The following is a 24426-nucleotide window of genomic DNA, read 5'->3' on the forward strand; positions in this document are numbered from 1 at the left end:
GTTGGAATAGATGTATTTATTGGAGGATGTGTATATGATGAATTCACATGAAATTGACTTTGAACTTTTTGGAGATGATATGCAATTTGTAGAGATTGAATTAGATCCAAGAGAAACTGTTGTTGCCGAGGCTGGAGCAATGATGATGATGGATAGTAGCATAGAAATGGAAACTATTTTTGGTGATGGAAGCAATAGTAGTGGATCAGGTGGATTTTTTGGAAAGTTAGGAGGAGCTGCTAAGAGGGTTTTAACAGGTGAAAGCTTATTTATGACTGCCTTTACCAATATGGGAGTAGGAAGAGAAAAGGTTGCCTTTGCTTCACCATATCCAGGAAAGATAATTCCAGTAGATTTAAGAAATTATGGTGGTAAACTTATATGCCAAAAGGATGCTTTTTTATGTGCAGCTAAGGGAGTAAGTATAGGAATTGATTTTAGAAGAAAATTAGGAACTGGGTTCTTTGGTGGAGAAGGCTTTATACTTCAAAAACTTGAAGGGGATGGTATGGCCTTTATTCATGCTGGTGGTACTATTATTAGAAAGAGACTTCTACCAGGACAAAAATTAAAAGTGGATACAGGATGCTTAGTTGCTATGACAAAGGATGTAAATTATGATATAGAGTATGTTAAGGGAATAAAGAATGCTGTCTTTGGAGGAGAAGGGATTTTCTTTGCAAGTTTAGTAGGGCCAGGAGAAGTTTGGATTCAAAGCTTACCATTTAGTAGACTTGCATCTAAGGTTGTTTCATCTGCACCTCAAGTTCCAGGATCTAGAGATGTTGGGGAAGGTAGCGTATTAGGAGAGTTTGGACGATTATTCCAAGACTAGATTTCAAATAAGATTATATATATAATAACTCTATTTTAAAATTATCAGAGTAAGTTTTAAAGTTTTCATTTTTAGAAAATATAAAATTAGTAATGTTTCATTTCTAAGATATAATAAACTAAATAGGTTATTTAATGTTTCTTATGTTCATTAAAATTTTTTTAGTGATAAAACTTTACATTGAAAGAATAAGTAGTTATAATACTATTTAATAACTTAATATGTACTTATATAAGTATATCGTATATGCTCGACGATATGGGTTGAGTGTTTCTACTAGGAGGCCGTAAACATCCTAACTACGAATATATAGGTGATTTCTATATTTTTTTGTGAGATTATTATATATTCCTAGGCTTTTTGGCTTAGGAATTTTTTTAATTCATATAAAATTACTATGTAAAAGCTTTAATAAAGCTTTCTTTTTAATATGCTTTATAGAAATTATCTTTGTAGTAAAGTAGGCCTCTACATAGAGCTTTAATAGATTCAATGAGAAAATTCTAAACAGAGTTATTTATTATAATGAAATAATTTTTATAGCAGGGGGAAAAGGAAGATGGAAGCATTAAAAGAAAAGATATTAAAAGAAGGAAAAGTTAGAGAGGGAAACATACTTAAAGTTGATTGTTTCTTAAATCACCAAATGGATATAAAATTCCTTAATGAGGTTGGTAAGGAATTTAGAAAAAGATTTGAAGGTGAAAAAGTAGATAAAATACTTACAATAGAAGCTTCAGGAATAGCTATTGCAGGGATAGCATCTCAATACTTTGATTATGTTCCAGTAGTTTTTGCTAAAAAGACTGAAAGTTTAAATTTAGATAAAGATGTTTATGAATCAAATGTACATTCATTTACAAAGAAAAAAGATTACAAAGTTAGAGTTGGAAAGCAATTCTTAAATAAAGGTGAAAGAGTTTTAATAATTGATGACTTCTTAGCTCAAGGATGTGCAACTAAAGGAATGATAGACTTAGTTGAGCAAGCTGGTGCTGAGTTAGTGGGAATAGGAATAGTTATAGAAAAAGGATTCCAAGACGGAAGAAAAGTTTTAGAAGATTTAGGGGTAAGAGTTGAATCTCTTGCAATAATAGATAAATTAGAAGATAATAAAGTTTACTTTAAATAATTTATAGAAACTTTTAGCACATAAGTTAGTTACATAATAAATATAAAGATATTGTTTAAAGAAGTTGTATCAAAATAACATGTAAATAAAGCTTAAAAATAATATGAAGTTTTATATATTCATAAGTTTTATTTATTAGTTTTGATGCAGCTTCTTTTTCTTTATAAAAATATAGAGCTTTGATTTATTTTATGAAAGTGTTAAAAAAATTAATTTTATAAACTTAGTGTTGAATAATTATTAAAATTTTCATTCAAAAATGATATAGAACTGACAACTTTTAAGAAAGTAAAAAGTTTTTAATTTTAATCAAGAACCACATTATAAGCTAATTTGAGCAATTTTAAGATATAACAACTAAAATTATATAATAGGGTAGAAAATGAAAGTTAACAAAAGTAAAATGTCATTTTTGGAGCTTTTAAATTTTCTTAATAAGTATATAATAGAATTTGTGTTAAAAACTTAGAAAAAGAGGAATTGTAATGAACAATAAGCAGAAGGGAATAAGTCTAGTTTTAATAGCGACAGTTTTTTGGGGCATAATGGGCATAAGCAGTAGAATCCTATATGAAGCGGGATTAAGCACAATGTTTATAGCTTTTAGTAGAAGTTTTTTATCTTCTATTTGCTTTTTTATTTGGATAATGATAACTGATAGAAAAATTTTAAAGATAGATCCAAGAGGCTTAGCTATTTCAGCATTATATGGAATAGGAACTTTTGCCTTATGTTTTATTGGATATAACTTGTCCGTAGAATATATACCTATATCTGTAGCTACAGTATTGATGTTTACTAACTCAATATGGGTAACAATCTTTGGGGTATTATTCTTTGGTGAAAAGTTCAATATGAAAAAGGGATCTGTTATCCTATTAACTTTAGTAGGATGCATAATGGTTTCAAATATGTCTTTAGGACATTTTAATATGAGTGCAATAGGAATAGCTGCTGGATTAGGAACAGGATTTTTATTTGCTTTTCAAATAATATTTCCTAAATTTTTTAGTGGTTATAGAAAAGACACATTGCTTATTTATGGCTATATATTTGCAAGTATATTTATAGGTTTATTTACAGATTTTAAAGAATCATTTGATATAATTGCAAATGCACCTAATATTGGGGTGGTCATATTAAATATATTATCTATAGGTATTTTAAGTACATTTATATCTAATACATTCTATATAAAATCAACTGAATACATAGAGGCTAGTGTTACTAGTATATTAGCTTCTATGGAACCAGTACTATCAAGTATATTTGCTTTCTTTATTTTTGGAGAAGTATTAAATGGTAAGCAAATAGTTGGTGCTATATTAATAATTATAGCTGCCATAATATTAGAGTTGAAATTAGATAAAGAAAGAATAAACAATGTATTTAAGTTGAAATTTATAAATCAAAATTAATTAGCTAATAAGTTATAATATAAATTTTAAAAATCCCTGACTTAAAATGAATATTATAAATTATTGATTAGGCTGTATCTATTTAGATGCAGCCTTTTTTTATTCAATAAAATATTTCTTAATGATGAATAAAGTGTTAACATATAATGTATAAAGCAAAATTTACTAAATTTAAAAGGGTGATTAATTTATGGAGATTTTTAAAAAGCAAAGCTTAAAAAGAATACTTAGCGAAGCAAATGAAAATAAGGAAAGAACCCTAAGTGCTTTGGATTTAACACTAATGAGTGTTGGGTCAGTAATTGGTACTGGAGTTATGGTTTTAACTGGGATTGTTGCAGCTAAACAGTCTGGGCCAGCTACCTCCATAGCATTTATTGGAGGAGGAATTGCGGCGGCTATAATTGTTTTATGCTATGCAGAATTTAGTTCAAGTATTCCAAGTGCTGGAGGGTCTTATTCATTTACTTATGTCTCCTTAGGTGAGATTATTGCATATATATCAGGATTGTGCATTGTTATTGGATATACATTATCTACAGCTACAGTAGCATCGGGATGGGGATCTTATCTTTTAAGTCTTTTAGATATTCTAGGAATAAAATTACCAAAGACATTTACAGCTATTCCAAGTGAAGGGGGAATAGTAAATCTACCAGCAATGATATCAATTTTATTTATAGTTTTTGTAATATCTTTAGGTACTAAAGAAAGTAAGAAGGTTAATGATATTATGGTATTTATAAAGATTGCAGTTATTGCTTTATTCATAGGAGTTGGAGTTTTTCATGTAAATACTAGTAATTGGCATCCATTTGCTCCCTTTGGAGTTAAGGGTATAGTCACTGGAACAGCTTCTTTATTCTTTGCTTATTGTGGATTTGATGCAACGGCCTCAGCTGCTGAAGAGGTTAAAAATCCACAAAAATCTTTACCATTAGGTCTTATAAGTTCTTTAGTAATATGCACAATTATATACATAGCTGTCTCCTTAGTCTTAACAGGAGTAACCTCATATACTAATTTAAATGTTGGTGATGCATTATCCTATGCTTTAAAATTAGTAGGGCAAAGGGGAGTTGCCTTTGTAGTATCCTTAGGAACTGTAATAGGAATCCTTGCCGTAATATTTGCAGGTAACTTTACAACATCACACATACTTTTAGCCATGAGTAGAGATGGATTATTACCAAAATTCTTTAGTAAAGTTGATAAAAAAGATGTGCCATATACAGCATTATGGACTGTTGGTATAATAGGTGCCTTATTAGCAGGATTTTTTAATCTAGGACAGTTAGCTAACTTTGCTAATATAGCCTTTTTATTAACATATACTTTAGTTTGTATATCTTTAATAGCCTTTAGAAAAAAATATCCTCATGTAAAAAGAGGGTTTAAAACTCCATTGGTACCATTTATTCCTTTACTAGGGGCATTTAGTTGCTTATTTTTAATGAGTAATTTATCAGAAGAAATATGGAAAATATTTATTGTGGTTTTAGTTTTATTAATCATAAGTTACTTAGTTTATGGAAGAAAGCATTCATTAATCAATAAAAACAATGATAATTAATATAGGGATTTTATTTTAGAATTAATTAAATTAAAAGAGTTATAAAGCTAATAAAAGTATGTTTTTAATTATTTTTAGTTTGATTATATTTAAAATGAAATAAAGTCTTTTAAGTTATATAAATAAAAAGAGCTATAAAAGTTTTTTAAAATTTATAAGTTTTTTAAAGAGGATTATAAACCCTTAGAACTCATAAATTATTTTAAAATCTTTTGTAGCTCTTTATTTGTGTTGTATATTATGAAGTTTAAAATTTCCTATTTTCTTTTAGAATCATTTTTTAAATTGTTTTTTAAAATTACCTTTTAGAAGTTCCTTAATATAAAAGCTATTGAGGTTTTGTATTTTCCTTATTTGGATCTTCTTTTTCAAAGTAAATCTTAGCATTTTTTAATTCAGGATTAGATAGAATATAAGCATTAATAGCATCTTTATCAATGTAATCTTTAGAGTGATTTATAATAAACACAGGTAATTCATTATCTAAAACTCCACTGTAAACTTTAGTTATATCATCAAACTTTCCTGGTAATGATGAAGTAACTGAGTTTAATGCTGATGTAACATTATTATTGATACTAGAGTTATTTTTTCCTTTATTTATTTCTAAATCACCTATAAAACCAGAATCCTGTTCTTTAATTTTATCTAAATACATTTTTAATTCAGGGAAATTATCAGTTGATTGTTGAATTATAAGTTTATATCCGCTGAAATTATAATATTTTAATGCCTCTTGTAATTTTTCTTCCTCTGAATTATCTATGGTGTTACCTATTATAACTAAGTCTATTGTTTTATTCTTTGTGTTTATTTCCTTGTTAAGAATATATTCAGAAGGCATTTCATTTTCAATAAAGTTACTAAGATTAGCATTGTTTAAAAAGCTATTAACCATAGTTGCTGCTGAGATTAAACTTGGTATAGTAACTAAAATAGTTGAAACTATGATCATTTTTTTTAGTTTCTTTTGTTTTACTTCTGATAAAGTATTTCTAGTTGGTATTTTCATAAATTTCACAACAAGTAAGGTTGAAAGTGCTATGAAAAATGAGTTTATAAAAAATAAGTAACCTGCACCTAAGAATATATGAATGTTTTTAGTTGCTAAACCATAACCGCTTGTACAAAGTGGAGGCATTAAGGCAGTTGCTATGGCAACTCCAGGTAAAATATTTCCTGATTTTTTACGAGTTATACCTATTATTCCTGCAATTCCTCCAGTAAAAGCTATTATTACATCCCATATATTAGGAGCGGTTCTAGATAAAATCTCACTTCCTGCACTGGATATTGGACTTAAAGAAAAATAAATAGTGGCAGTAGTTATACTTATGAATATTTCTATTATTAGTATAATTGCAGATTTTTTTAAAAGTTTTAAATTATAAATTCCTACTGAATATCCGATGGCTATTATTGGTCCCATAAGTGGAGAAATAAGCATTGCACCTATAATAACAGCAGTAGCATTCATATTTAAACCAACAGAGGCTATTATTATGGCACACATTAATATGATAAAATTAGCCCCACCTATATTAACCCCATCTAATATATTTTCATGAATTTCATCATATGTAGCTTGATCTTTCTTAAATTCATTAAAGAATCTTTCCTTAGTAATACTCACATTAATTCCTCTTTTCCTTTAATTTAAAAATAAGTTCAATAACCTATATTTTAAGCTAATTAACATTGTATGTCACTTTTCAAATCTTATGTAAATAGATGATAACTTTAAGATGGATTGAAAAAGCTAATTAATTTAAAATTTTTTATAATGATAATATTTCTTTTAATTATATAATTTTCATGTTTATACAATTAAAATAGAATTAAATATTTAAAACAAGGCATAATCTTATTAAAGATAATTGTTTATTAATTTGGGGAGTGATTTTATGTTAAGTAAAGATACTATTAAAAAAGTACTTTCTGTAGCTCTTAGTGCAGGAGGAGACTTTGCAGAAGTTTTTGTTGAAGAAAAGTTAAATAATAATATTGTATTAACTTCAGGGGCTGTTAAGGATATTATTTCAGGAAAAGATTATGGAATTGGTATAAGAATTTTTAAAGGGCTAAAGTGCATATATGCATATACCAATGACGATTCCATTATGAGTTTAGTTAATACTGCTAAAAAGGCGGCTTTAGCTTTAGGGGACGTTATAGATGGACATACAGTTAATTTAAATTTAGTTGAAAGAATAAATACCAATATTCATCCTATTTTATATGTTCCTTCATCTATAAGTTCAGCTAAGAAAATTGAGAAAATGAAGGAAGCTTATAAGGGGGCAAAGGGATATAGTCATGAGATAGCTCAAGTTACAGTTACTATGAAGGATGAGGATCAAAGGGTTTTAATTGCTAATAGTGAAGGATTATTTACTGAAGATAGAAGAATAAGATCAAGAATAGCCATAAGTTCCATAGCTTCAAATGGAGTAGATAATCAAGCCGGAACAAGATCTCCAGGGGCATCTATGGGATTTGAGTTTTTTGATACTATAGATTTAAGTGATTTAGGAAAAGAAGCCTCTAAGTCAGCAGTAACAATGCTTCATGCAGATTATTGCCCAGCGGGTAAGATGACTGTGGCTATTGAAAATTCATTTGGCGGGGTTATATTCCATGAAGCTTGTGGTCATTCTCTTGAGGCAACTGCTGTTGCTAAAGGAAATTCTATATTCTGTGATAAACTTGGCATGCAAATAGCTTCTAAAAAGGTTACTGCAATAGATGATGGAACTATAGCTAATGCATGGGGTTCATTAAATATAGATGATGAGGGAGAACCAACTAGAAGAAAAGTTTTAATAGAAAATGGAATACTTAAATCATATATGATTGATAAGTTTAATGGAAGAAGAATGGGTATGCCTTCTACAGGAAGTGGAAGAAGAGAATCTTATAAATATGCTCCTACTTCAAGAATGACAAATACCTTTATAGCAAATGGTGAAGATGATAATGAGGAAATTATAAAATCTATAGAAAATGGATTATATGCTAAGCAAATGGGTGGAGGATCAGTAAATCCTATAACTGGCGATTTTAATTTTAACGTTCTTGAAGGATACTTAGTTAAAAATGGAGTGATTGATAGGGCTGTAAGAGGAGCTAGTCTAATAGGAAATGGTGCTGATATCTTAATGAACATAGATATGGTTGGAAAAAACTTAGATCATGGGCAAGGAGTTTGTGGTTCCTTAAGTGGAGCAGTCCCAACTAACGTAGGTCAGCCACTTTTAAGAGTTAAAGAAATCACAGTTGGGGGAAGATAGGAGGTATTTGTTATTATGGAATTTAAGGATTTTAAAGAAAGATTATTTAATAGAGCTAAGGAGCTTAATTTTGAAAAATATGAATTATATTATGGTAAAAGTGAATCATTAAATATTACTTCATCTAATGGAGAAGTTGAAAGATACGGCTTAAGTACATCTATAGGAGTTTCTTTTAGAGGTATATATAATGGAAAAATGGGATACTCATATACAGAGAAATTAGATGAGGAATCAATAGAAATCTTACTTTTAAAAGCAATGGAATGTGCTGAACTTATAGAAAGTAAAGATGAGGAGTTTATATTGGGGGATAAAGCCAAGTATGTAGAAGTAAATTCCTATGATGAAAATATTAGTAATTTAACTCCAAAGGAGCAAATAGAAAAGGCTTTAAAGTTAAGTACTGAGCCATCAAAGATAAATTCTGAAATAATAAAAAGTGAGTACACTAAATTTAATACAGCTAAGCTAGAGAGAGTAATAGTTAATTCAGAGGGAATTGATTTAAAAGAAGAGAAAACTATTGTTCAAGCTTCAATTTCTCCTATAGCTAAAGATGGAGAAAATATGATTGTAGATGGAGTTTCTAGGGTTTCAACTAAGTTAAATGATGTTAATATAGATGAATTAATGAAGAAAGCAATAAATAATACTTTAAGAAAAAAAGGAGCTACTTCCATAAAATCAGGTAAATACAAAGTTATTATAGATGGAGAGGTTATGGCTTCCTTAATAAGAACTATGGAAGATAATTTCTTAGGTCATATAGCTCAAGAAAATAAAACACTTTTAAAGGATAAAATTGGAGAGAAGGTTGCGTCTAATAAAGTTACCCTTGTGGATGATCCTTTCTTAAAGGGAGGAATTTCAACTTGTTCCTTTGATGATGAGGGGGTACCTACAAGAGTTAAAAATATAATTGAAAATGGAGTTTTTAAAGGGTTTTTACACAGTTTAAAAACTGCGAAGAAGTCAAAGGTTAATCCAACCGGAAATGGCTTTAAATCAGGATTTAAATCTACAGTAAAAGCAAGTCCTACTAATCTTTATATAAAAGAAGGAGAGAAGTCCTTTGAAGAGCTTTTAAGTTATGTGGAAAATGGAATTTATATAATAGACTTAGCAGGTCTTCATTCAGGTGCAAATGCAGTAACAGGAGATTTTTCCTTAGCTGCTGAGGGGATAAAAATAGAAAATGGAGTTTTAACTAGGGCAATAAAACATATAACTATTGCAGGAAACTTCTTTGATTTACTAAATAATATTGAAGAGGTAGGAAATGACCTAGAGGAAAGTGGAGTAACTTCAGGATACGGTAGTCCAAGTATTATTATTAAGGAACTTTCTGTAGCTGGAGAATAATATTTTTTATTAATAGTTTTATACTATAGGGCTATACCAAAAGTAAAGGATAAGGTTCTATATAAAAACAACTTTTTATAAAACTTGCAAATAGTATAAAGAGAATATCTATATAATTTTTAGAAGGATGTTTAGAGTAATAATTCTAAAATCTTAGTGGAATATAGTAATTATTAAGGGGATTGACTTTTATCTTTATAGGAAAATTATGCTTAAATAATGTGGGAATTTAACCATAAAAGTTAACAAAGTGTTAAAATAAAGGTATAAACCATTTGGGGATAATTTACTATAAGGAGTGGTTATTCATGATAACAAAAGATCTTGAAAAAAAGCTAGAAGGATTAGGAGCTTTTGAAATTAGTAGCAAGATGTTAAAGTTAGCTAAAAACAATGAAAAGCACAATAAATTTTTGAATGCAGGAAGAGGAAATCCTAACTGGATAAATACTGAAGGAAGACTAGCCTTAGGTAGAATAGTGGAATTTGGTGTTTTTGAATCAAGAAGAACTATACATGAGGGAAATTTAGCTGGATACACCAATTTAGATGGTATATATGAAAGATTAATGGATTTCTTAAATGGGGGTCATGAAGTAGATAAATTTTTACGTGATGCCATAGATTATAGCATTAAAACTTTAAGTGTTAATAAAGATGAATTAGTTAAAGAATTTGTGGATGGAGCAATTGGAAATGATTATCCAGTTCCAAATAGATGCTTAGTAAATACAGAAAAGATTTTAAAATTGTATTTAGAAAAAGAACTTTTTGGAGGAGTAAAATTAGCCAAGGAAACCAATGTGTTCCCAACAGAGGGGGGAACAGCAGCTATATGCTATATATTTAATTCATTAAAAGAAAATGGACTAATAAAAGCTGGAGATAAGATTGCTATAAACACTCCAATATTTACACCTTACTTACAAATACCAGAATTAAAAGATTATGAGATGGTTGAAGTAGATTTAATTTCAAAGGAAGAAAATAATTGGGTTATAGAGGATTCAGAATTAGACAAGTTAAGAGATAAGGAGATTAAAGCCTTATTTTTTGTAAATCCTTCAAATCCAGCTTCTAAGGCTTTAAGTGAAGAGGCTTTAAATCACATAGCTGATATAGTTAAAGAACGTAAGGATTTAATGATAATAACTGATGATGTTTATGGAACCTTTGTTGAAAACTTTAAGACTATATATTCCGTAGTACCGTATAATACCTTATTAGTTTATTCCTTCTCTAAATTATATGGTGTAACAGGATGGAGATTAGGATTAATAGCTGCTAATGAAAATAATGTTTTTGATGAGTTAATAAGTAAATTACCAGAGGAAAAATTACAGGATTTAGATAAAAGATATGGCCTTGTAACTTTTGAACCAAGAAAGTTTAAATTTATTGAGAGGATTGTTGCAGATAGTCGTTCAGTTGGCCTTTATCATACTTCAGGCTTATCAACACCTCAACAAATTCAAATGGCTTTATTTGCTTTAACTTCATTGATTACTAAGGGCAGAGATCCATATATAGAAAGCTCTAAAAAATTAGTAAGAGAGAGATATCATGATTTATGTTATACCCTAGGAATTAAAGAAGATGATAGTAGAGAAAATGCTAAATACTATTCATTAATAGATATTTATGAGTTAGCCGGAGATTTATATGATGATAAATTTAAGGAATATCTAAAGGAAAACTTTGAACCTATTGATTTCTTATTACGTTTAGCAGAGATAAATGGAGTAGTCTTAATGGAGGGAGTAGGTTTTGGAGCAGCACCAGGAATATTGCGTGTATCTGAAGCTAACTTGCCAGATGAGGCATATAAGAAAATAGCAAAACAAGTTTTAGAATTGTTATCTGAATATTATAATCAATATAAATCACAAAATTAGTATAGAATAAGTTATATAGAAAAAAAGGCAAGCTTAAAAATTAATAGTAGGTAAATAATAAAAGTAAGGCAAGTAATATTAGATATTATTTGCCTTATTTTTATATTTTAGAAGTTTTATTTAAAATCATTAGAGTTATGGTTATAACAATTATTATTAGTAGAATATATAAAATTTTATATGAAAAATATATAGTATAATTAATTTATGTATTTAGCCGAATACTATTAATCTAGAGATAATAAATACATGTTTAGATATTTATAATGTTAATTTTAGTTTAATATGTGTAAATAATTAAAAAGGAGATGATGTTTATGAAGGAAAGTTTAATAAAAAAGGGATATTACAATTCTCCTATAGGAATTTTAGAGATAATAGAGTCAGATGGACATATAGTAGAGATTAATTTTGTAGAAGATGATAATTGTTTAGAAGAATTTATTAGTGAAGAGATAGAAAAGTGTAAAATAGAATTAGAAGAGTATTTTAGTGGTAGAAGAAGTGAGTTCTCAGTAAAGGTTGACTTAGCAAAGGGAACTGAATTTCAAAGAAAGGTATGGAATGCTTTAAGGGATATTCCCTATGGAGAGACAGTTTCATACAAAGAAATAGCTGAGAAAATAGGAAATCCAAAGGCTGTTAGGGCTGTAGGAGGAGCAAATAATAAAAATCCTATTCCTATAATAATTCCTTGTCATAGAGTTATAGGAAAAGATGGATCATTAACAGGATATGGTGGGGGATTAAGTAAAAAGGAATGTTTACTTAATTTAGAGAATGAAAATAAGTAGTATTTAGCAAATAATTTTGTTGGTTTATAAATTGGAAGGAGAGAAATATTGAAAAGAGCGAAAGAGATTTTAAAAAGTTTTTACGGATATAGTGAGTTTAGAAAAGGACAAGAGGAAATAATAAATGAGATTATAAGTGGAAATGATGTTGTAGCTATAATGCCAACTGGTGGAGGAAAATCAATTTGTTATCAAATTCCTGCATTGATTTTAGAGGGGGTTACAGTTGTAATTTCACCACTTATTTCTCTTATGAAAGACCAAGTTGATGCCATAAATAGCATGGGAATAGAGTCAGCATATATAAATTCAACTCTTAGTAATGAAGAGATAAATAATATATTTCAAAGTGTTAAAGATGGACATATAAAAATATTATATGTAGCACCTGAAAGACTTGAATCTATGGAGTTTTTAAATTTAGTTTCTAATATAGATATTTCACAGGTGGCTGTTGATGAGGCTCATTGCGTTTCTCAATGGGGGCATGATTTTAGAAGTAGTTATAAATTTATTGGAAGGTTTATAAATCTTTTAAGAAAAAGACCTGTAGTTTCAGCCTTTACAGCAACTGCAACAGAGGAAGTTAGAAAAGATATTGTAAAATTACTTGAGCTTAATAATCCAAAGGTTTTTGTTTCTGGATTTGATAGGGATAATTTAAAAATAATAATAGAAAAGGGAGTTAACAAGGCTCACTATATATTAGATTATTTAAAAGAAAATAAGGATGTTTCTGGAATTATTTATTGTGCTACTAGAAAAGAGGTAGATTCCTTATGTGAGCTTATAAATTCAAGAGGAATAGGATGCACAAAATATCATGCTGGACTTTCAGATGAGGAAAGAAAGAAAAATCAAGAGGATTTTGTTTTCGATAAGGTAAGTGTAATGGTTGCTACTAATGCCTTTGGAATGGGTATAGATAAGCCAAATATAAGATATGTAATTCACAATAATATGCCTAAAAACATAGAGGGATATTATCAGGAAATAGGAAGAGCGGGAAGAGATGGAGAGAAATCAGAGTGTATTCTTATTTTTTCACCAGGAGATGTTCAGACACAGAAATATATAATAGAAACTGGAACCTTAAATCCTGAAAGAAAGATAAATGAATTAAGTAAGTTACAAACAATGATGGATTTAGTTTATTCTAATGGATGTTATAGAAGATTTATACTTAATTATTTTGGAGAAGACTTAGAGGAAGACTGTCATAATTGTAGCAATTGTGAAATGGAAGGAGAATTAGTTGATAAAACAATAGATGCTCAAAAAGTTATTTCCTGTGTTTATAGGATGAAAAGACCCTTTGGAATAGGAGTAATAATAGATGTTTTAAGGGCCTCAAAAAATAAGAAGATAATTGAATTAGGCTTAGATCAGCTAAGTACTTATGGAATAATGAAGGATTATTCTAAAGAAGGGCTTAAGGACTTTATAAACACTCTAATTTCGCATAGATATATAGATTATATAGGGGAGTACCCTGTAGTTAGACTTAATCAAAGTTCCATAGATATTCTTAAGGGTAATGAAAAAGTTATGTTTAAGGAAAAGATAAAAGCTAAGAGAGTATCTAAAAATAATGAATTGTTTGATTTATTAAGAAGCTTAAGAAGAGAAATTGCTTTAGAAGAAGGGGTGCCTCCATATATAGTATTTGGTGATAATACACTTAAAGAGATGAGTGTAAGAATACCAGTAAATGAGAGCCAACTTTCAGAAATAAGTGGTGTTGGTGAAAAGAAAATACTTAAGTATGGAGAGCAGTTCTTAAATGTAATAAAGGAATATGTTAAAGTGAACAATATTGAGGTTCAATGGGAATCTGGATTAAAAATTAATAAGGATGAGCTAGAAGAAAAGTTTAAAAAAGGTAATGGTAAAGATGGAAAGAAAAAGTCTTTTGAAATTACTATAGATATGCTTAGAGAAGGGGATAAGTTTCATACTATTGCAAAGGAAAGAGAACTTTCTATTACTACAGTGCTTTCTCATATTCAGCAATATTTAGAAGAGGGAAATAAAATAGACTTTGAAATAGATTTTGATTCCTTATTTTCAAAAAGAGAAGAAGAATTGGTTTTAGATGCCATAGATAAGGTTGGGTATAGCAAGTTAAAACCTATTAAGGAAAATCTAGAAGAGGATGTTTCCTATGAAAAAATAAGGTTTATAGTTACTAAATTAACTATAAATAATTTAAGAAAAGAATAATGTTAATTTAGGTTTGTGATGAAAAGTAAGGAGGACTATGTCAAGAGTGACATAGTCCTTATTTAAATATATAAAAAGAATACAACAATGTTTTTATATCCACCTAAGAGTGCAAAGACTTTTTCATGGAGTTTTTTATTTAATATTAGTAAGAATAAATTACTAGGATATATGAATAATAATTTTCAAATAATAAGTAATAAGTATTTTGTATAAAATGAGGTGAAAGTATGGAAATAAGAAATAATAAGGGATATGGAAAACTTAAAACTGTAATAGTGTGTTATCCTTGTAATTTTAAAGTTAAGGGGAAGGTACAAATAAATTATCCTTTAATGTATGAACAATACAATAATTTTATAAATTTAATTAGCGGAGAAGGGGTTAAAGTTCAACTTTTAGAACCTATATATGGGGAGAATCAAGTTTTTACAAGGGATGTAGGTTTTGTTATAGGGGATACATTGTTTATTTCTAGTATGAGCAACAAAGAGAGAATAGAAGAAACTAAAGCCTTAGAAAAGTATATAAAAAATCATAACTTAAAAGTATATAGAATGGAAAATAAAATAGAAGGTGGAGATGTAATAGTATATGAAAATTACATCTTTGTAGGATTAAGCAAAAGAACTAGCTTAGAAGCGATTAAGGAACTAAAAGAATATATAAATGAATATAATATGGGATATGAAATTATAGAAATAAATTTTAATAAGGAAAAGATGCTTCATCTAGATTGTGTTTTTAATATATTAGGTAAGAATCAATGTATAATTAGTGATTATTTATATGATAAAGATAAAATTAAAAAGAGAATAAAAACTTGTTATAACATTGATAAAAAGACATCTGAAGAACTAGGAGCTAATATAGTAGCCTTAGGTGATGGGAGAATATTAACTTCAAATAAAACAGTGTTTCATATATTAAAAAAGGCTGATTTTGAAGTGTTTTATTTGGATTATTCAGAGATTTTAAAAGCTGGTGGAGGATTTACATGTAGTACTTTATATTTTTATATTGAATAATTTTTACTGAGATTTATTTCTTATTAAGAATCATGTTATTATGATATAGTGTTTTTATCTAATGATTTCTTTAGTCATTTAGATAAATTTTTTTAAATAAAATATATGAATTAGGGGGAGATTTTTTGTTTGGACTTTCACCAATGTATTTTGGAGTCTATTTCTTTGTTACAGCTTTGATTATATTAGGAGTAACTTTATTTCTAAAAAAGAAGCTAGTGGGTAAAGATAGAGAATTTTATAAGGTATTATTAGTTTTATGTATTCCAATAATAGTTCAAAACTTTATATCAACTTCTGTAAATGTAATTGATACAGTTATGATAAGTAGTTTAGGTGAGGAATCTATAGCAGCTGTTGGCGTGGCTAATCAGGTGTTTTTCTTATTTAATATGGGATTAATAGGATTAACAGGAGCTACAGGACTTTTCATATCTCAATTTTATGGGAGTAATGATAGAAAAAGTATAAAGAAAGTTATGGGACTAAGTACTATTTTATGTGTGGGATTTAGTTTTATTTTCTTTGTTTTAGCATTTTTCTTTCCAGAGCTTATAATAGGAATCTTTTCTACTGACCCAAAAGTAGTTGAACTTTGTAAAAATTATTTAGTTGTTATTGCTATTTCATATCCTTTAACAGCCTTGAGCATGGTAATAAGTGCAGGGGCTAGGGCTGTGAGAAATCCTAAACTAGGAATGTTTTGTAGTGGAGCTTCTCTTATTATAAATATTATATTTAATTATTGCTTAATATTTGGAATAGGTATATTCCCAGAGTTAGGTGTTAAGGGAGCAGCTATCTCTACTGTATTTGCTAGAATAATAGAATGTTTATTATTAGTTGGATATGTTATTTTAAAAGATAAAGATTATATTATTAAGTTTAATATAAATGATATTAGAGGAATAAATAAAGACTTTTTCAAAGTTTATATGTCTAAGGGAATGCCTATATTTATAAATGACTTTGCTTGGGCTATTGGATCGGTTTCATACTCTGTAGCTTATGCAATGGTTGGTACATCAGCAATAGCAGCAAGTCAGATTGCAACTAGCACAGCTAATCTATTTATAATGTTAGCTATGTGTATAGCTACTGGAGCAGCTATTATGCTTGGAAATGAGCTTGGTGCAGATAATACTGATAGAGCTATAGATTATTCTAATAAGTTTTCTAAGATAGTTTTTGTTGTAGGAAGTATTTTAGGAGGAATGTTAATATTAAGTATTCCAATATTACTTAAAGTTTATAGTACATCTTCAACTATGGCTGGAGATTTAAGCAAAATTTTTGTAATAATGGGAGTTCTAATGGGCTTAAAATCATTTAATATTCTAGTGATTGTAGGAATATTAAGAAGTGGAGGAGATACAAAGTATGCCTTTGCACTAGAATTTGGCTGTATGTGGCTTGTATCAATACCATTAACATTCTTTGGAGCAATAAATGGCTTTCCAATATATATGTTAGTATTATTTACTTATTCAGAAGAAATAGTTAAAGCCATCTTTGGATTGCCTAGAGTTTTATCAAAGGTTTGGGTAGTTAATTTAACTAAAGATATAGAAATAAGTGGATAATAATATTTAAAAAATAGAAAGTATATTAATTTAGTTAAGAGGTTACATTCATATTAAGTGAGTGTAACCTTTTTATTTTAGGATATATTTATTAGTAATATTAATATTTTCTCCTTGACTCTAACATTGTGTTAGGGAGTAATATAAATTCCAGGAGGTGGTTATATGTATAGAGTTAAGGAAGTTTCAGAATTAACAGGAATATCAGTTAGAATGCTACATCATTATGATAAAATAGGACTTTTAAGACCTACAGCTATAAGTGAATCTGGATATAGATTATATAATGACAATGATCTAAAGCTTATTCAACAGATATTAATTTACCGTGAATTAGATTTTTCTTTAAAAGAAATAAAAGAGATTTTAAGTAATGAAAATTTAGACTTAAAGGAAACTTTAAGGACACAAAAACAATTCATAATAGATAAGAGAAATAGATTAAATAAAATAGTTGAGACCATAGAAAACACAATTAAAGATATGGAAGGGGAATTTATAATGAACAAAAAAGGGATGTTTGAAGGATTTGATATAGAAAAACACAATAAACTTTATGAGGAAGAAGTAGAAAATAAGTATGGAAAAAGTGATGCTTATAAGGAGTCAAAGGAAAAAACAAGTAAATATTCAAAAGAAGACTGGAATAATATAATGGGAGAAATAGATGATTTATATAAAAATTTAGCAGAACTCATGGATAGAGAGGTTTCAGATGAAGAGGTTCAGAGTTTAGTTCATCAGTGGAGAATGCTTATAAGTAAAAATTTCTACCAATGTAGTATTGAGATATTTAAAGGGCTTGCAGATATGTATATTTATGATGAAAGGTTTACTAAGAATATAGATAAATATGGAGAAGGATTTACTAACTTTTTAAGTGAGGCAATGAATTATTATTGCAATGAAAATTAATGTTTATTTTAAACAAACAAAAACAAAACTTAAAATAATTAATATTTATATTAAATAAATCAATATATAAATTAATAAAATTAATTTATATATTGATTTTTATTAATTTAAGATAGTATAATGTATATAAAAGGAGGTGTTTTTTTGAGATACGTAAGACCAAGCAAATGTCCAGTGTGTAATAGTGAACTAAAAATAGTTAAATTAGAATGTGAAAAATGCAAAACTAAAATTGAAGGTGAATTTAAGGGCTGTGATTTTTGTAATTTAACTCCAGAAGAGCAATATTTTCTAAAGATATTTGTTAAGTGCAAAGGAAGTATAAAAGAAATAGAAAAAGAACTAGATATATCCTATCCAACTGTAAAGAGTAGATTAAATCAATTAATAACAGCTTTAGGGTTTGAAGATAAAGAATTAGAAGATGAAAAAAAGGATAAAAAAAGGGAGAGAGAGATTATACTTGGAAAGCTAGATAGAGGAGAAATAACATCTAGTGAAGCTTTAAAGGAATTAGAGAAATTAAAATAAAGGGGGAGAATTTTTATGGATGAAAAGAAAAAAATATTAGAGATGATAAGTGAAGGTAAGATTAGTCCAGAAGAGGGAATGAAATTATTAAATGCCTTAGGGGAAAATAAAGAAGAGTTTGTTATAAAGAAAAAGATATACAAAACACTTAAAGTTAAAGTTGAAGTTGAAAATGAGGAAGTAAAAGTTAATTTAAGTATTCCTCTAAGTTTAATAAAGGTTGCTAGTGGATTTACTAAATTTATACCAGAAGATGCTATGAATAATATTGAAAAAGGTGGAGTTAATTTAAAGGATATTGACTTTAAAAAAGTAATTGAAGAAATTGAAAATGGTGAATTAGATGATCCAACTATCTGTGATGTTGATATAAACAATAAAGATGATGGAAAAGTTATAGTAAAAATTTATGTTGACTAAGAAAAATTTTGTTTATATAAAAATAACTTTACCTAGTATTAACTGGTTAAGAATTAGCCTTCCTATTGCTGTGATTAATCTTATCTTAAATGATATTATAGATTTATTAAGTTTTCTAAAGTGGATATTTAGATTAAGAAAATTAGAAAATTATATTAATTATCTATATGGTGGTTTAGAAGCATTAAAGGAATTTAGAGCGTGTGAAGAAAGTGAAATTCTTGATTTAAGTTTAGGAAAAGAAAATATAAGTATAAAGATTAAACTAGTATAGGAGGAAAAATGAAGAGGATAATTAGTAATTTTTTTATTAATCTAGTAGTGGTATTGATATTAATTTACCTTTTTAATCTTGGAGAAGCAAAAAGTGTGCTAAATATAGTTCTATTTTCAGCAATTTTTACTATACTAGGGTTTACTTTAAGACCGATTCTTCAAATTATATCTTTGCCAATTACAGTTCTTACTTTTGGAATATTTCTTTTTCTAGTAAATGCATTTATAGTATATATAGCCGATATATTTACTATTGGATTTAATATATCTGGATTTTTAAATAATCTAATAGTGTCAATAGTATTATTTATAGTAAGTTTTATAGTTAATAAGTATAGATTAAAAATTAAAATTGAAAAAATTAATAAAACAGTATAAAAAAGAAGAACCCATTTATATTTTGATAAATAGTTATTATCTAAATATAAATGGGTTCTTTTACTTTATTATGGTTAATTTAAGTCTACACAAATATTTTCTAACTCTTCTTTATTAAGAATTTTTATTTCATTTTTATCTTTTAAAATTATTCCCTTTTCAACTAATTTATTTAAAACTCTGTTTAAGTGACGATAGCTTGTACCTAATAAATCAGCTAAATTTGAATAATTATCAATCATAATTATATTATTACTATTCATTGCTAAAAGATAACTAGCAAGTTTGGTTTCAAGTGGATAGGTAATAGTTATGGAGCTTGTTACAGAGCATTTTGCAAGTTTGTTTGAAAGGTTTTTAGTTATGTACATAAGAAAATTAAGGTCTTTAAGAGCTATTGAATTTACAGCTTGTATAGGAATAGCTATACAAAGACTAGATTTTAATGCTTTAACATTACAGTTTGCCTTTATCTTAGATATTAATTCTAAATCACCTATTAATTGGACAGGTTCATAAAATTCCAAAAGTAAAGACTTTCCGTTAGGTAAGGTTTTGTATACTTTTGCTTTGCCATGAACAAAAAAGTAAAGGTAATTAAGTTCTTCATTCATAAAGCATATATGCTCATTTTTTTTAAACATATGAAGTTCTAAAAAGGGCATAATTTCTTGTGAAAATATGGAATTAAGTTCGTATTTATTTATTACTTCAAGTAGCTTTTCTTCATTTTTTACTAATAACAATGGCTTACCTCCTATAAAAGCAAATATTATAAGACATATGTCATAACTATACCTATAGTATACATGATAAAATGAATTTGTTAATAGATGTATATGTAAAATGTTTACTGAATTAACAATAAAATTGCCTTAATACTTTAAATTCTATAAAAGAGTGGTGAGCAAATTCATGCTAACCACTCTTTATTTTTTTATAATAGATTTTGTTTTGGAGAAGTATTTATTAAAAGTAAAAAATTAATATTAATGTTTAAATGAGATGGCTTTTAAAAGTTTTCTTATTATAATAATATGAAAAATATGGAGATTTATTCTGAATTATCTGAAAATTAAGAAAATAATCAAGGATAATAATTATTATAAAAAAAGAATTTGACATATAAATGATAGAGAATTAAAATATTATTATGCGAACTTATGTTTGGTTTGAGGGGGTAATATGTTGAATTTACTTAAATAACTTTAGAGAAATCTTAGTGTACTTTCTTAGATAATACACGAATTTTAGAGACATAATAATATATGAAGTTATTTAGATTTTCGTAATCTTATTACTATAAACCAAAGGTTTATAAGATATAAAGGTAGTTTTAAGAATAATGAGTTATGTAAAGAAATATAAAACTCAATATTTATAAGAGGTATAGTAATATAAAGTACAAGGGATATATTACTAAATATTTATAATCTATATATTAAGCACAAATTATAGAGATATATTAAGTGGGATAGACAGATTTTAAAGGAAATATAAATTTTAAAAATATAAAAGAAGGGAGAAGCTACTACTCAAAATATTTAAAAGTAAGAAGTTAAAACATAATTTTTGAAGTAGTGAAAATATAACTTTTTATGAAAGAGAGATTCATATAATAAGTTATTATATGGAGAATATGATTTCTTAATATGGATATTTTGAGATAGAGTTAAAGTAGCAGAGTTTTATGAAGGATAAGATAATAGTAAAAGGTGCAAAAGTACATAATTTAAAAAATGTAAGTTTAGAAATTCCTAGAGATAAGCTTATTGTTTTTACTGGACTTTCAGGTTCAGGTAAAAGTTCTCTAGCTTTCGATACAATCTATGCAGAAGGACAAAGAAGATATGTAGAATCTTTATCATCTTATGCAAGACAATTCTTAGGACAGATGGATAAGCCAGATGTTGAGTCCATAGAAGGACTTTCACCTGCTATATCTATTGACCAAAAGACAACTTCTAGGAATCCAAGATCTACTGTAGGGACAGTAACAGAAATATATGATTATTTAAGATTATTATATGCAAGAGTGGGAGTGCCACATTGTCCTAAGTGTGGAAAAGAAATCACTCAGCAATCTGTGGATCAAATAGTAGATCAAATTATGGAATTGCCAGAGAGAAGTAAAATAATGATCTTGGCTCCAATAATAAGAGGAAGAAAAGGAACTCATGAAAAAGTTCTTGAAAATATTAAGAAGCAAGGTTTTGTTAGGGCTAGAATAGATGGAGAAATTTATGATTTAACAGAAGATGAGATAAAACTTGAAAAAAATATAAAGCATAATATAGAAGCTGTAGTTGACAGAATAATTGTTAAGGACGGAATAGAAGGTAGATTAACAGACTCTATAGAAACATCTCTTAAAATGGCTGAAGGATTAGTTTTAGTTAATATAATAGGGGAGGAAGATAGACTTTATAGTGAGCATTTTGCTTGTGCTGATTGTGGTATAAGTATAGATGAACTTGCACCAAGAATGTTCTCATTTAACTCACCCTTTGGAAAATGTGAAAGATGTGATGGATTAGGAACTTTAATGGAAATTGATGAGGATTTAGTGGTTCCTAATAAGGATTTAAGCATAAGAGGAGGAGCTATTTCTACTTGGGGAGACTCAAGAATGAAGGAAGAATCTTGGACTTATTGCGTCCTTAAAGCTTTAATGGAAAAGTACAACTTTGATTTAGACACTCCATATAAGGATTTACCTAAGAAGGTTCAAGAGGTTTTAATGTATGGAGAGCCAGAAAAATTAAAGGTTACATATACAAAAGAAAATGTAACGGCTGTATATAATCATTCCTTTGAGGGGGAAATAAACAATTTAAGAAGAAGATATATGGAAACTAACTCAGATACCATGAAGGCTGAAATAGAAAAATATATGAGTGATAATCCATGTCCTAAATGTAAGGGTGCAAGGCTTAAGCCAGAAGCTTTAGCCGTTACAGTGGGAGGAAAAAATATATTTGAATTCACAAGCATGGCTATAAGAGAAGAGTTAGATTTTATAAACTCAATAAATTTCTCAGAAAAAGATAAGATAATAAGTAGTCAAATTATAAAGGAAATTCAATCTAGATTAAGTTTCTTAATAAATGTTGGCTTAGATTACTTAGACTTAGCTAGAAAAGCAGGAACTTTATCTGGGGGAGAAGCTCAGAGAATAAGACTGGCTACTCAAATAGGTTCTCAACTTATGGGAGTATTATATATCTTAGATGAGCCTTCAATAGGTCTGCATCAAAGAGATAATGATAGACTTATATCCACATTAAAACAACTTAGAGATGTGGGAAATACCCTTATAGTAGTAGAACATGATGAAGATACTATGAGAGAAGCAGATTACATAGTTGATATAGGGCCAGGAGCTGGAGAACATGGTGGAAAGATAGTTGCCTCAGGAACTTTAGATGAAATAATGTCAAATGAAAATTCCTTAACTGGTAAGTATTTAACTGGAGCTAAAAAGGTTGAGCTTCCAGAGGAAAGAAGAAAAGGCAATGGAAATTTCATAACAGTTAAGGGTGCTAAGGAAAATAACTTAAAAAATGTTACTGCTAAATTTCCTTTAGGAACTTTAACTATGGTTACTGGAGTTTCAGGATCAGGAAAGAGTACTTTAGTTAATGAAATTCTTTATAAAGGATTAAATAAAATCGTAAATAAAGCTAAGGATTTACCAGGAAAGTTTAAAGAAATAACAGGATATGAAAATATTGATAAGATTATTGATATAGATCAAAGTCCTATAGGAAGAACTCCAAGAAGTAATCCAGCTACTTATACTGGAACTTTTGATATAATAAGAGAGCTTTTCTCACAAACTCAAGAAGCTAAAATGAGAGGGTATAAACCAGGAAGATTTTCTTTCAATGTAAAGGGTGGAAGATGTGAAGCTTGTAGTGGAGATGGAATAATAAAGATAGAAATGCAGTTTTTATCTGATGTTTATGTTCCATGTGAAGTTTGTAAGGGAAAAAGATATAATAGAGAGACCTTAGAAGTTAAATATAAGGGGAAAAATATAGCCGATGTATTAAACATGACTGTTGAGGAGGCTTTAGAGTTCTTTGAAAATATTCCAAGAATAAAAAATAAGCTTCAAACCTTAATGGACGTTGGTTTAGGATATATAAGATTAGGTCAACCTTCAACTCAATTATCAGGTGGAGAAGCTCAAAGAATTAAATTAGCTTATGAATTATCTAAGAGAAGTACAGGAAAAACCTTATATATCTTAGATGAACCTACAACAGGCCTTCATATACACGATGTAAATAGACTTGTAAAAATACTTCAAAGATTAGTTGATGGAGGAAATACAGTAATAGTAATAGAACATAATTTAGATATGATTAAATGTGCAGATTATATAGTTGATTTAGGTCCAGAAGGCGGAGATAAGGGTGGAACTATTATTGCCACAGGAACTCCTGAGAAAATAGCTGAGGCTAAGGAATCCTATACAGGTAAATATTTAAAGAAATATCTTTAATAAGGAATATAATTTGAAAAAGTAAATATATTATTTAAGAATAGATTAATTTAAATAGCTACCAGAATTTATGGCTATAAATTCTGATAGCTATATTTTATTCATAGATATTATATTAATTTAGTAAGTTAATGGTTATAAAATTAAAATAATGTTAGAAAAATATAAAAAGAAGTAAAATAAAAATATAAATATCATAATTTTCCCTTTTTTAGATGATATAATAATTAGGGATTTTAATTATGATTATGAAATTGTAA

General features: G+C 28.0%; 19 protein-coding genes and 1 riboswitch. Of the genes, 17 read left to right on the top strand and 2 right to left on the bottom strand.

Annotated elements, in window-relative coordinates; all coding sequences use genetic code 11:
* Window positions 1-34: 34 nt before the first annotated feature.
* The 4 genes from CPF_RS01620 to CPF_RS01635 all read left to right on the top strand — a co-directional run bounded on the left by CPF_RS01620 (window position 35) and on the right by CPF_RS01635 (window position 4958).
* Window positions 35-835, top strand: coding sequence for a TIGR00266 family protein (locus tag CPF_RS01620; RefSeq protein WP_003458097.1), 801 nt, complete (start codon window positions 35-37; stop codon window positions 833-835).
* A 219-nt stretch (window positions 836-1054) separates the two neighbouring features.
* A riboswitch (purine riboswitch) is annotated at window positions 1055-1157 on the top strand.
* 237 nt (window positions 1158-1394) lie between these two features.
* Window positions 1395-1967, top strand: coding sequence for a xanthine phosphoribosyltransferase (locus CPF_RS01625; RefSeq protein WP_003458080.1), 573 nt, complete (start codon window positions 1395-1397; stop codon window positions 1965-1967).
* 485 nt (window positions 1968-2452) lie between these two features.
* Window positions 2453-3385: a DMT family transporter gene (locus CPF_RS01630; protein WP_003458020.1), complete on the top strand. Its 933-nt coding sequence runs from the start codon at window positions 2453-2455 to the stop codon at window positions 3383-3385.
* Between the two features lie 190 nt (window positions 3386-3575).
* Window positions 3576-4958: an APC family permease gene (locus tag CPF_RS01635; protein ID WP_011590140.1), complete on the top strand. Its 1383-nt coding sequence runs from the start codon at window positions 3576-3578 to the stop codon at window positions 4956-4958.
* A 328-nt stretch (window positions 4959-5286) separates the two neighbouring features.
* On the opposite strand, the gene CPF_RS01640 is transcribed toward CPF_RS01635, so the two are convergent.
* Window positions 5287-6591: a TIGR00341 family protein gene (locus CPF_RS01640; RefSeq protein WP_011590141.1), complete on the bottom strand. Its 1305-nt coding sequence runs from the start codon at window positions 6589-6591 to the stop codon at window positions 5287-5289.
* Window positions 6592-6862: 271 nt separating this feature from the next.
* On the opposite strand from CPF_RS01640, the gene CPF_RS01645 reads away from it, so the two are divergent.
* The 12 genes from CPF_RS01645 (at window position 6863) to CPF_RS01700 (ending at window position 19656) form a co-directional block, all read left to right on the top strand.
* A complete protein-coding gene (locus tag CPF_RS01645) occupies window positions 6863-8248 on the top strand; it encodes a TldD/PmbA family protein (RefSeq protein ID WP_011590142.1) in 1386 nt (461 codons plus the stop codon).
* Window positions 8249-8263: 15 nt separating this feature from the next.
* Window positions 8264-9613 (top strand): TldD/PmbA family protein, encoded by a 1350-nt coding sequence (locus CPF_RS01650; RefSeq protein ID WP_003467066.1) that lies wholly within the window; start codon window positions 8264-8266, stop codon window positions 9611-9613.
* 308 nt (window positions 9614-9921) lie between these two features.
* Window positions 9922-11508 (top strand): bifunctional aspartate transaminase/aspartate 4-decarboxylase, encoded by a 1587-nt coding sequence (locus CPF_RS01655; protein WP_011590143.1) that lies wholly within the window; start codon window positions 9922-9924, stop codon window positions 11506-11508.
* Between the two features lie 317 nt (window positions 11509-11825).
* Window positions 11826-12302, top strand: coding sequence for a methylated-DNA--[protein]-cysteine S-methyltransferase (locus tag CPF_RS01660; protein WP_011590144.1), 477 nt, complete (start codon window positions 11826-11828; stop codon window positions 12300-12302).
* A gap of 48 nt (window positions 12303-12350) precedes the next feature.
* Window positions 12351-14525 (top strand): DNA helicase RecQ, encoded by a 2175-nt coding sequence (gene recQ, locus CPF_RS01665; protein WP_011590145.1) that lies wholly within the window; start codon window positions 12351-12353, stop codon window positions 14523-14525.
* Window positions 14526-14755: 230 nt separating this feature from the next.
* The gene (locus tag CPF_RS01670) at window positions 14756-15553 is read left to right on the top strand and encodes a dimethylarginine dimethylaminohydrolase family protein (RefSeq protein WP_011590146.1); all 798 of its coding nucleotides are present in this window, start codon (window positions 14756-14758) and stop codon (window positions 15551-15553) included.
* Window positions 15554-15678: 125 nt separating this feature from the next.
* Window positions 15679-17136, top strand: coding sequence for an MATE family efflux transporter (locus CPF_RS01675; protein ID WP_041702578.1), 1458 nt, complete (start codon window positions 15679-15681; stop codon window positions 17134-17136).
* Window positions 17137-17301: 165 nt separating this feature from the next.
* Window positions 17302-18051 (top strand): MerR family transcriptional regulator, encoded by a 750-nt coding sequence (locus tag CPF_RS01680; protein ID WP_003457974.1) that lies wholly within the window; start codon window positions 17302-17304, stop codon window positions 18049-18051.
* Window positions 18052-18195: 144 nt separating this feature from the next.
* Window positions 18196-18582 (top strand): DUF2089 domain-containing protein, encoded by a 387-nt coding sequence (locus CPF_RS01685; protein WP_003458031.1) that lies wholly within the window; start codon window positions 18196-18198, stop codon window positions 18580-18582.
* A 15-nt stretch (window positions 18583-18597) separates the two neighbouring features.
* Window positions 18598-19002 (top strand): SHOCT-like domain-containing protein, encoded by a 405-nt coding sequence (locus CPF_RS01690; RefSeq protein ID WP_003458015.1) that lies wholly within the window; start codon window positions 18598-18600, stop codon window positions 19000-19002.
* Window positions 18992-19276 (top strand): hypothetical protein, encoded by a 285-nt coding sequence (locus CPF_RS01695; protein WP_003479024.1) that lies wholly within the window; start codon window positions 18992-18994, stop codon window positions 19274-19276. Before CPF_RS01690 ends, CPF_RS01695 begins: the two co-directional genes overlap by 11 nt.
* An 8-nt stretch (window positions 19277-19284) precedes the next feature.
* A complete protein-coding gene (locus CPF_RS01700; RefSeq protein ID WP_003458048.1) occupies window positions 19285-19656 on the top strand; it encodes a phage holin family protein in 372 nt (123 codons plus the stop codon).
* A 74-nt stretch (window positions 19657-19730) separates the two neighbouring features.
* Here the strand turns inward: CPF_RS01700 and CPF_RS01705 are convergent, their stop codons facing one another.
* Complete coding sequence (locus tag CPF_RS01705; RefSeq protein WP_003458068.1) at window positions 19731-20402, bottom strand: cyclic nucleotide-binding domain-containing protein; 672 nt, start codon at window positions 20400-20402, stop codon at window positions 19731-19733.
* A 944-nt stretch (window positions 20403-21346) separates the two neighbouring features.
* Here CPF_RS01705 and uvrA point away from each other — a divergent pair.
* The gene (gene uvrA / locus CPF_RS01710; RefSeq protein WP_011590149.1) at window positions 21347-24166 is read left to right on the top strand and encodes an excinuclease ABC subunit UvrA; all 2820 of its coding nucleotides are present in this window, start codon (window positions 21347-21349) and stop codon (window positions 24164-24166) included.
* The last annotated feature ends 260 nt before the right edge of the window (window positions 24167-24426 follow it).

Origin of the sequence: Clostridium perfringens ATCC 13124, from assembly GCF_000013285.1 — a bacterium.
GTDB lineage: Bacteria > Bacillota > Clostridia > Clostridiales > Clostridiaceae > Sarcina > Sarcina perfringens.

What these genes read in the sequence shown, in the direction of transcription:
- CPF_RS01620 (WP_003458097.1), top strand. Translation starts at nt 35, where the DNA reads ATGATGAATTCACATGAAATTGACTTTGAACTTTTTGGAGATGATATG.
- CPF_RS01625 (WP_003458080.1), top strand. Translation starts at nt 1,395, where the DNA reads ATGGAAGCATTAAAAGAAAAGATATTAAAAGAAGGAAAAGTTAGAGAG.
- CPF_RS01630 (WP_003458020.1), top strand. Translation starts at nt 2,453, where the DNA reads ATGAACAATAAGCAGAAGGGAATAAGTCTAGTTTTAATAGCGACAGTT.
- CPF_RS01635 (WP_011590140.1), top strand. Translation starts at nt 3,576, where the DNA reads ATGGAGATTTTTAAAAAGCAAAGCTTAAAAAGAATACTTAGCGAAGCA.
- CPF_RS01645 (WP_011590142.1), top strand. Translation starts at nt 6,863, where the DNA reads ATGTTAAGTAAAGATACTATTAAAAAAGTACTTTCTGTAGCTCTTAGT.
- CPF_RS01650 (WP_003467066.1), top strand. Translation starts at nt 8,264, where the DNA reads ATGGAATTTAAGGATTTTAAAGAAAGATTATTTAATAGAGCTAAGGAG.
- CPF_RS01655 (WP_011590143.1), top strand. Translation starts at nt 9,922, where the DNA reads ATGATAACAAAAGATCTTGAAAAAAAGCTAGAAGGATTAGGAGCTTTT.
- CPF_RS01660 (WP_011590144.1), top strand. Translation starts at nt 11,826, where the DNA reads ATGAAGGAAAGTTTAATAAAAAAGGGATATTACAATTCTCCTATAGGA.
- CPF_RS01670 (WP_011590146.1), top strand. Translation starts at nt 14,756, where the DNA reads ATGGAAATAAGAAATAATAAGGGATATGGAAAACTTAAAACTGTAATA.
- CPF_RS01680 (WP_003457974.1), top strand. Translation starts at nt 17,302, where the DNA reads ATGTATAGAGTTAAGGAAGTTTCAGAATTAACAGGAATATCAGTTAGA.
- CPF_RS01690 (WP_003458015.1), top strand. Translation starts at nt 18,598, where the DNA reads ATGGATGAAAAGAAAAAAATATTAGAGATGATAAGTGAAGGTAAGATT.
- CPF_RS01695 (WP_003479024.1), top strand. Translation starts at nt 18,992, where the DNA reads ATGTTGACTAAGAAAAATTTTGTTTATATAAAAATAACTTTACCTAGT.
- CPF_RS01700 (WP_003458048.1), top strand. Translation starts at nt 19,285, where the DNA reads ATGAAGAGGATAATTAGTAATTTTTTTATTAATCTAGTAGTGGTATTG.
- uvrA (WP_011590149.1), top strand. Translation starts at nt 21,347, where the DNA reads ATGAAGGATAAGATAATAGTAAAAGGTGCAAAAGTACATAATTTAAAA.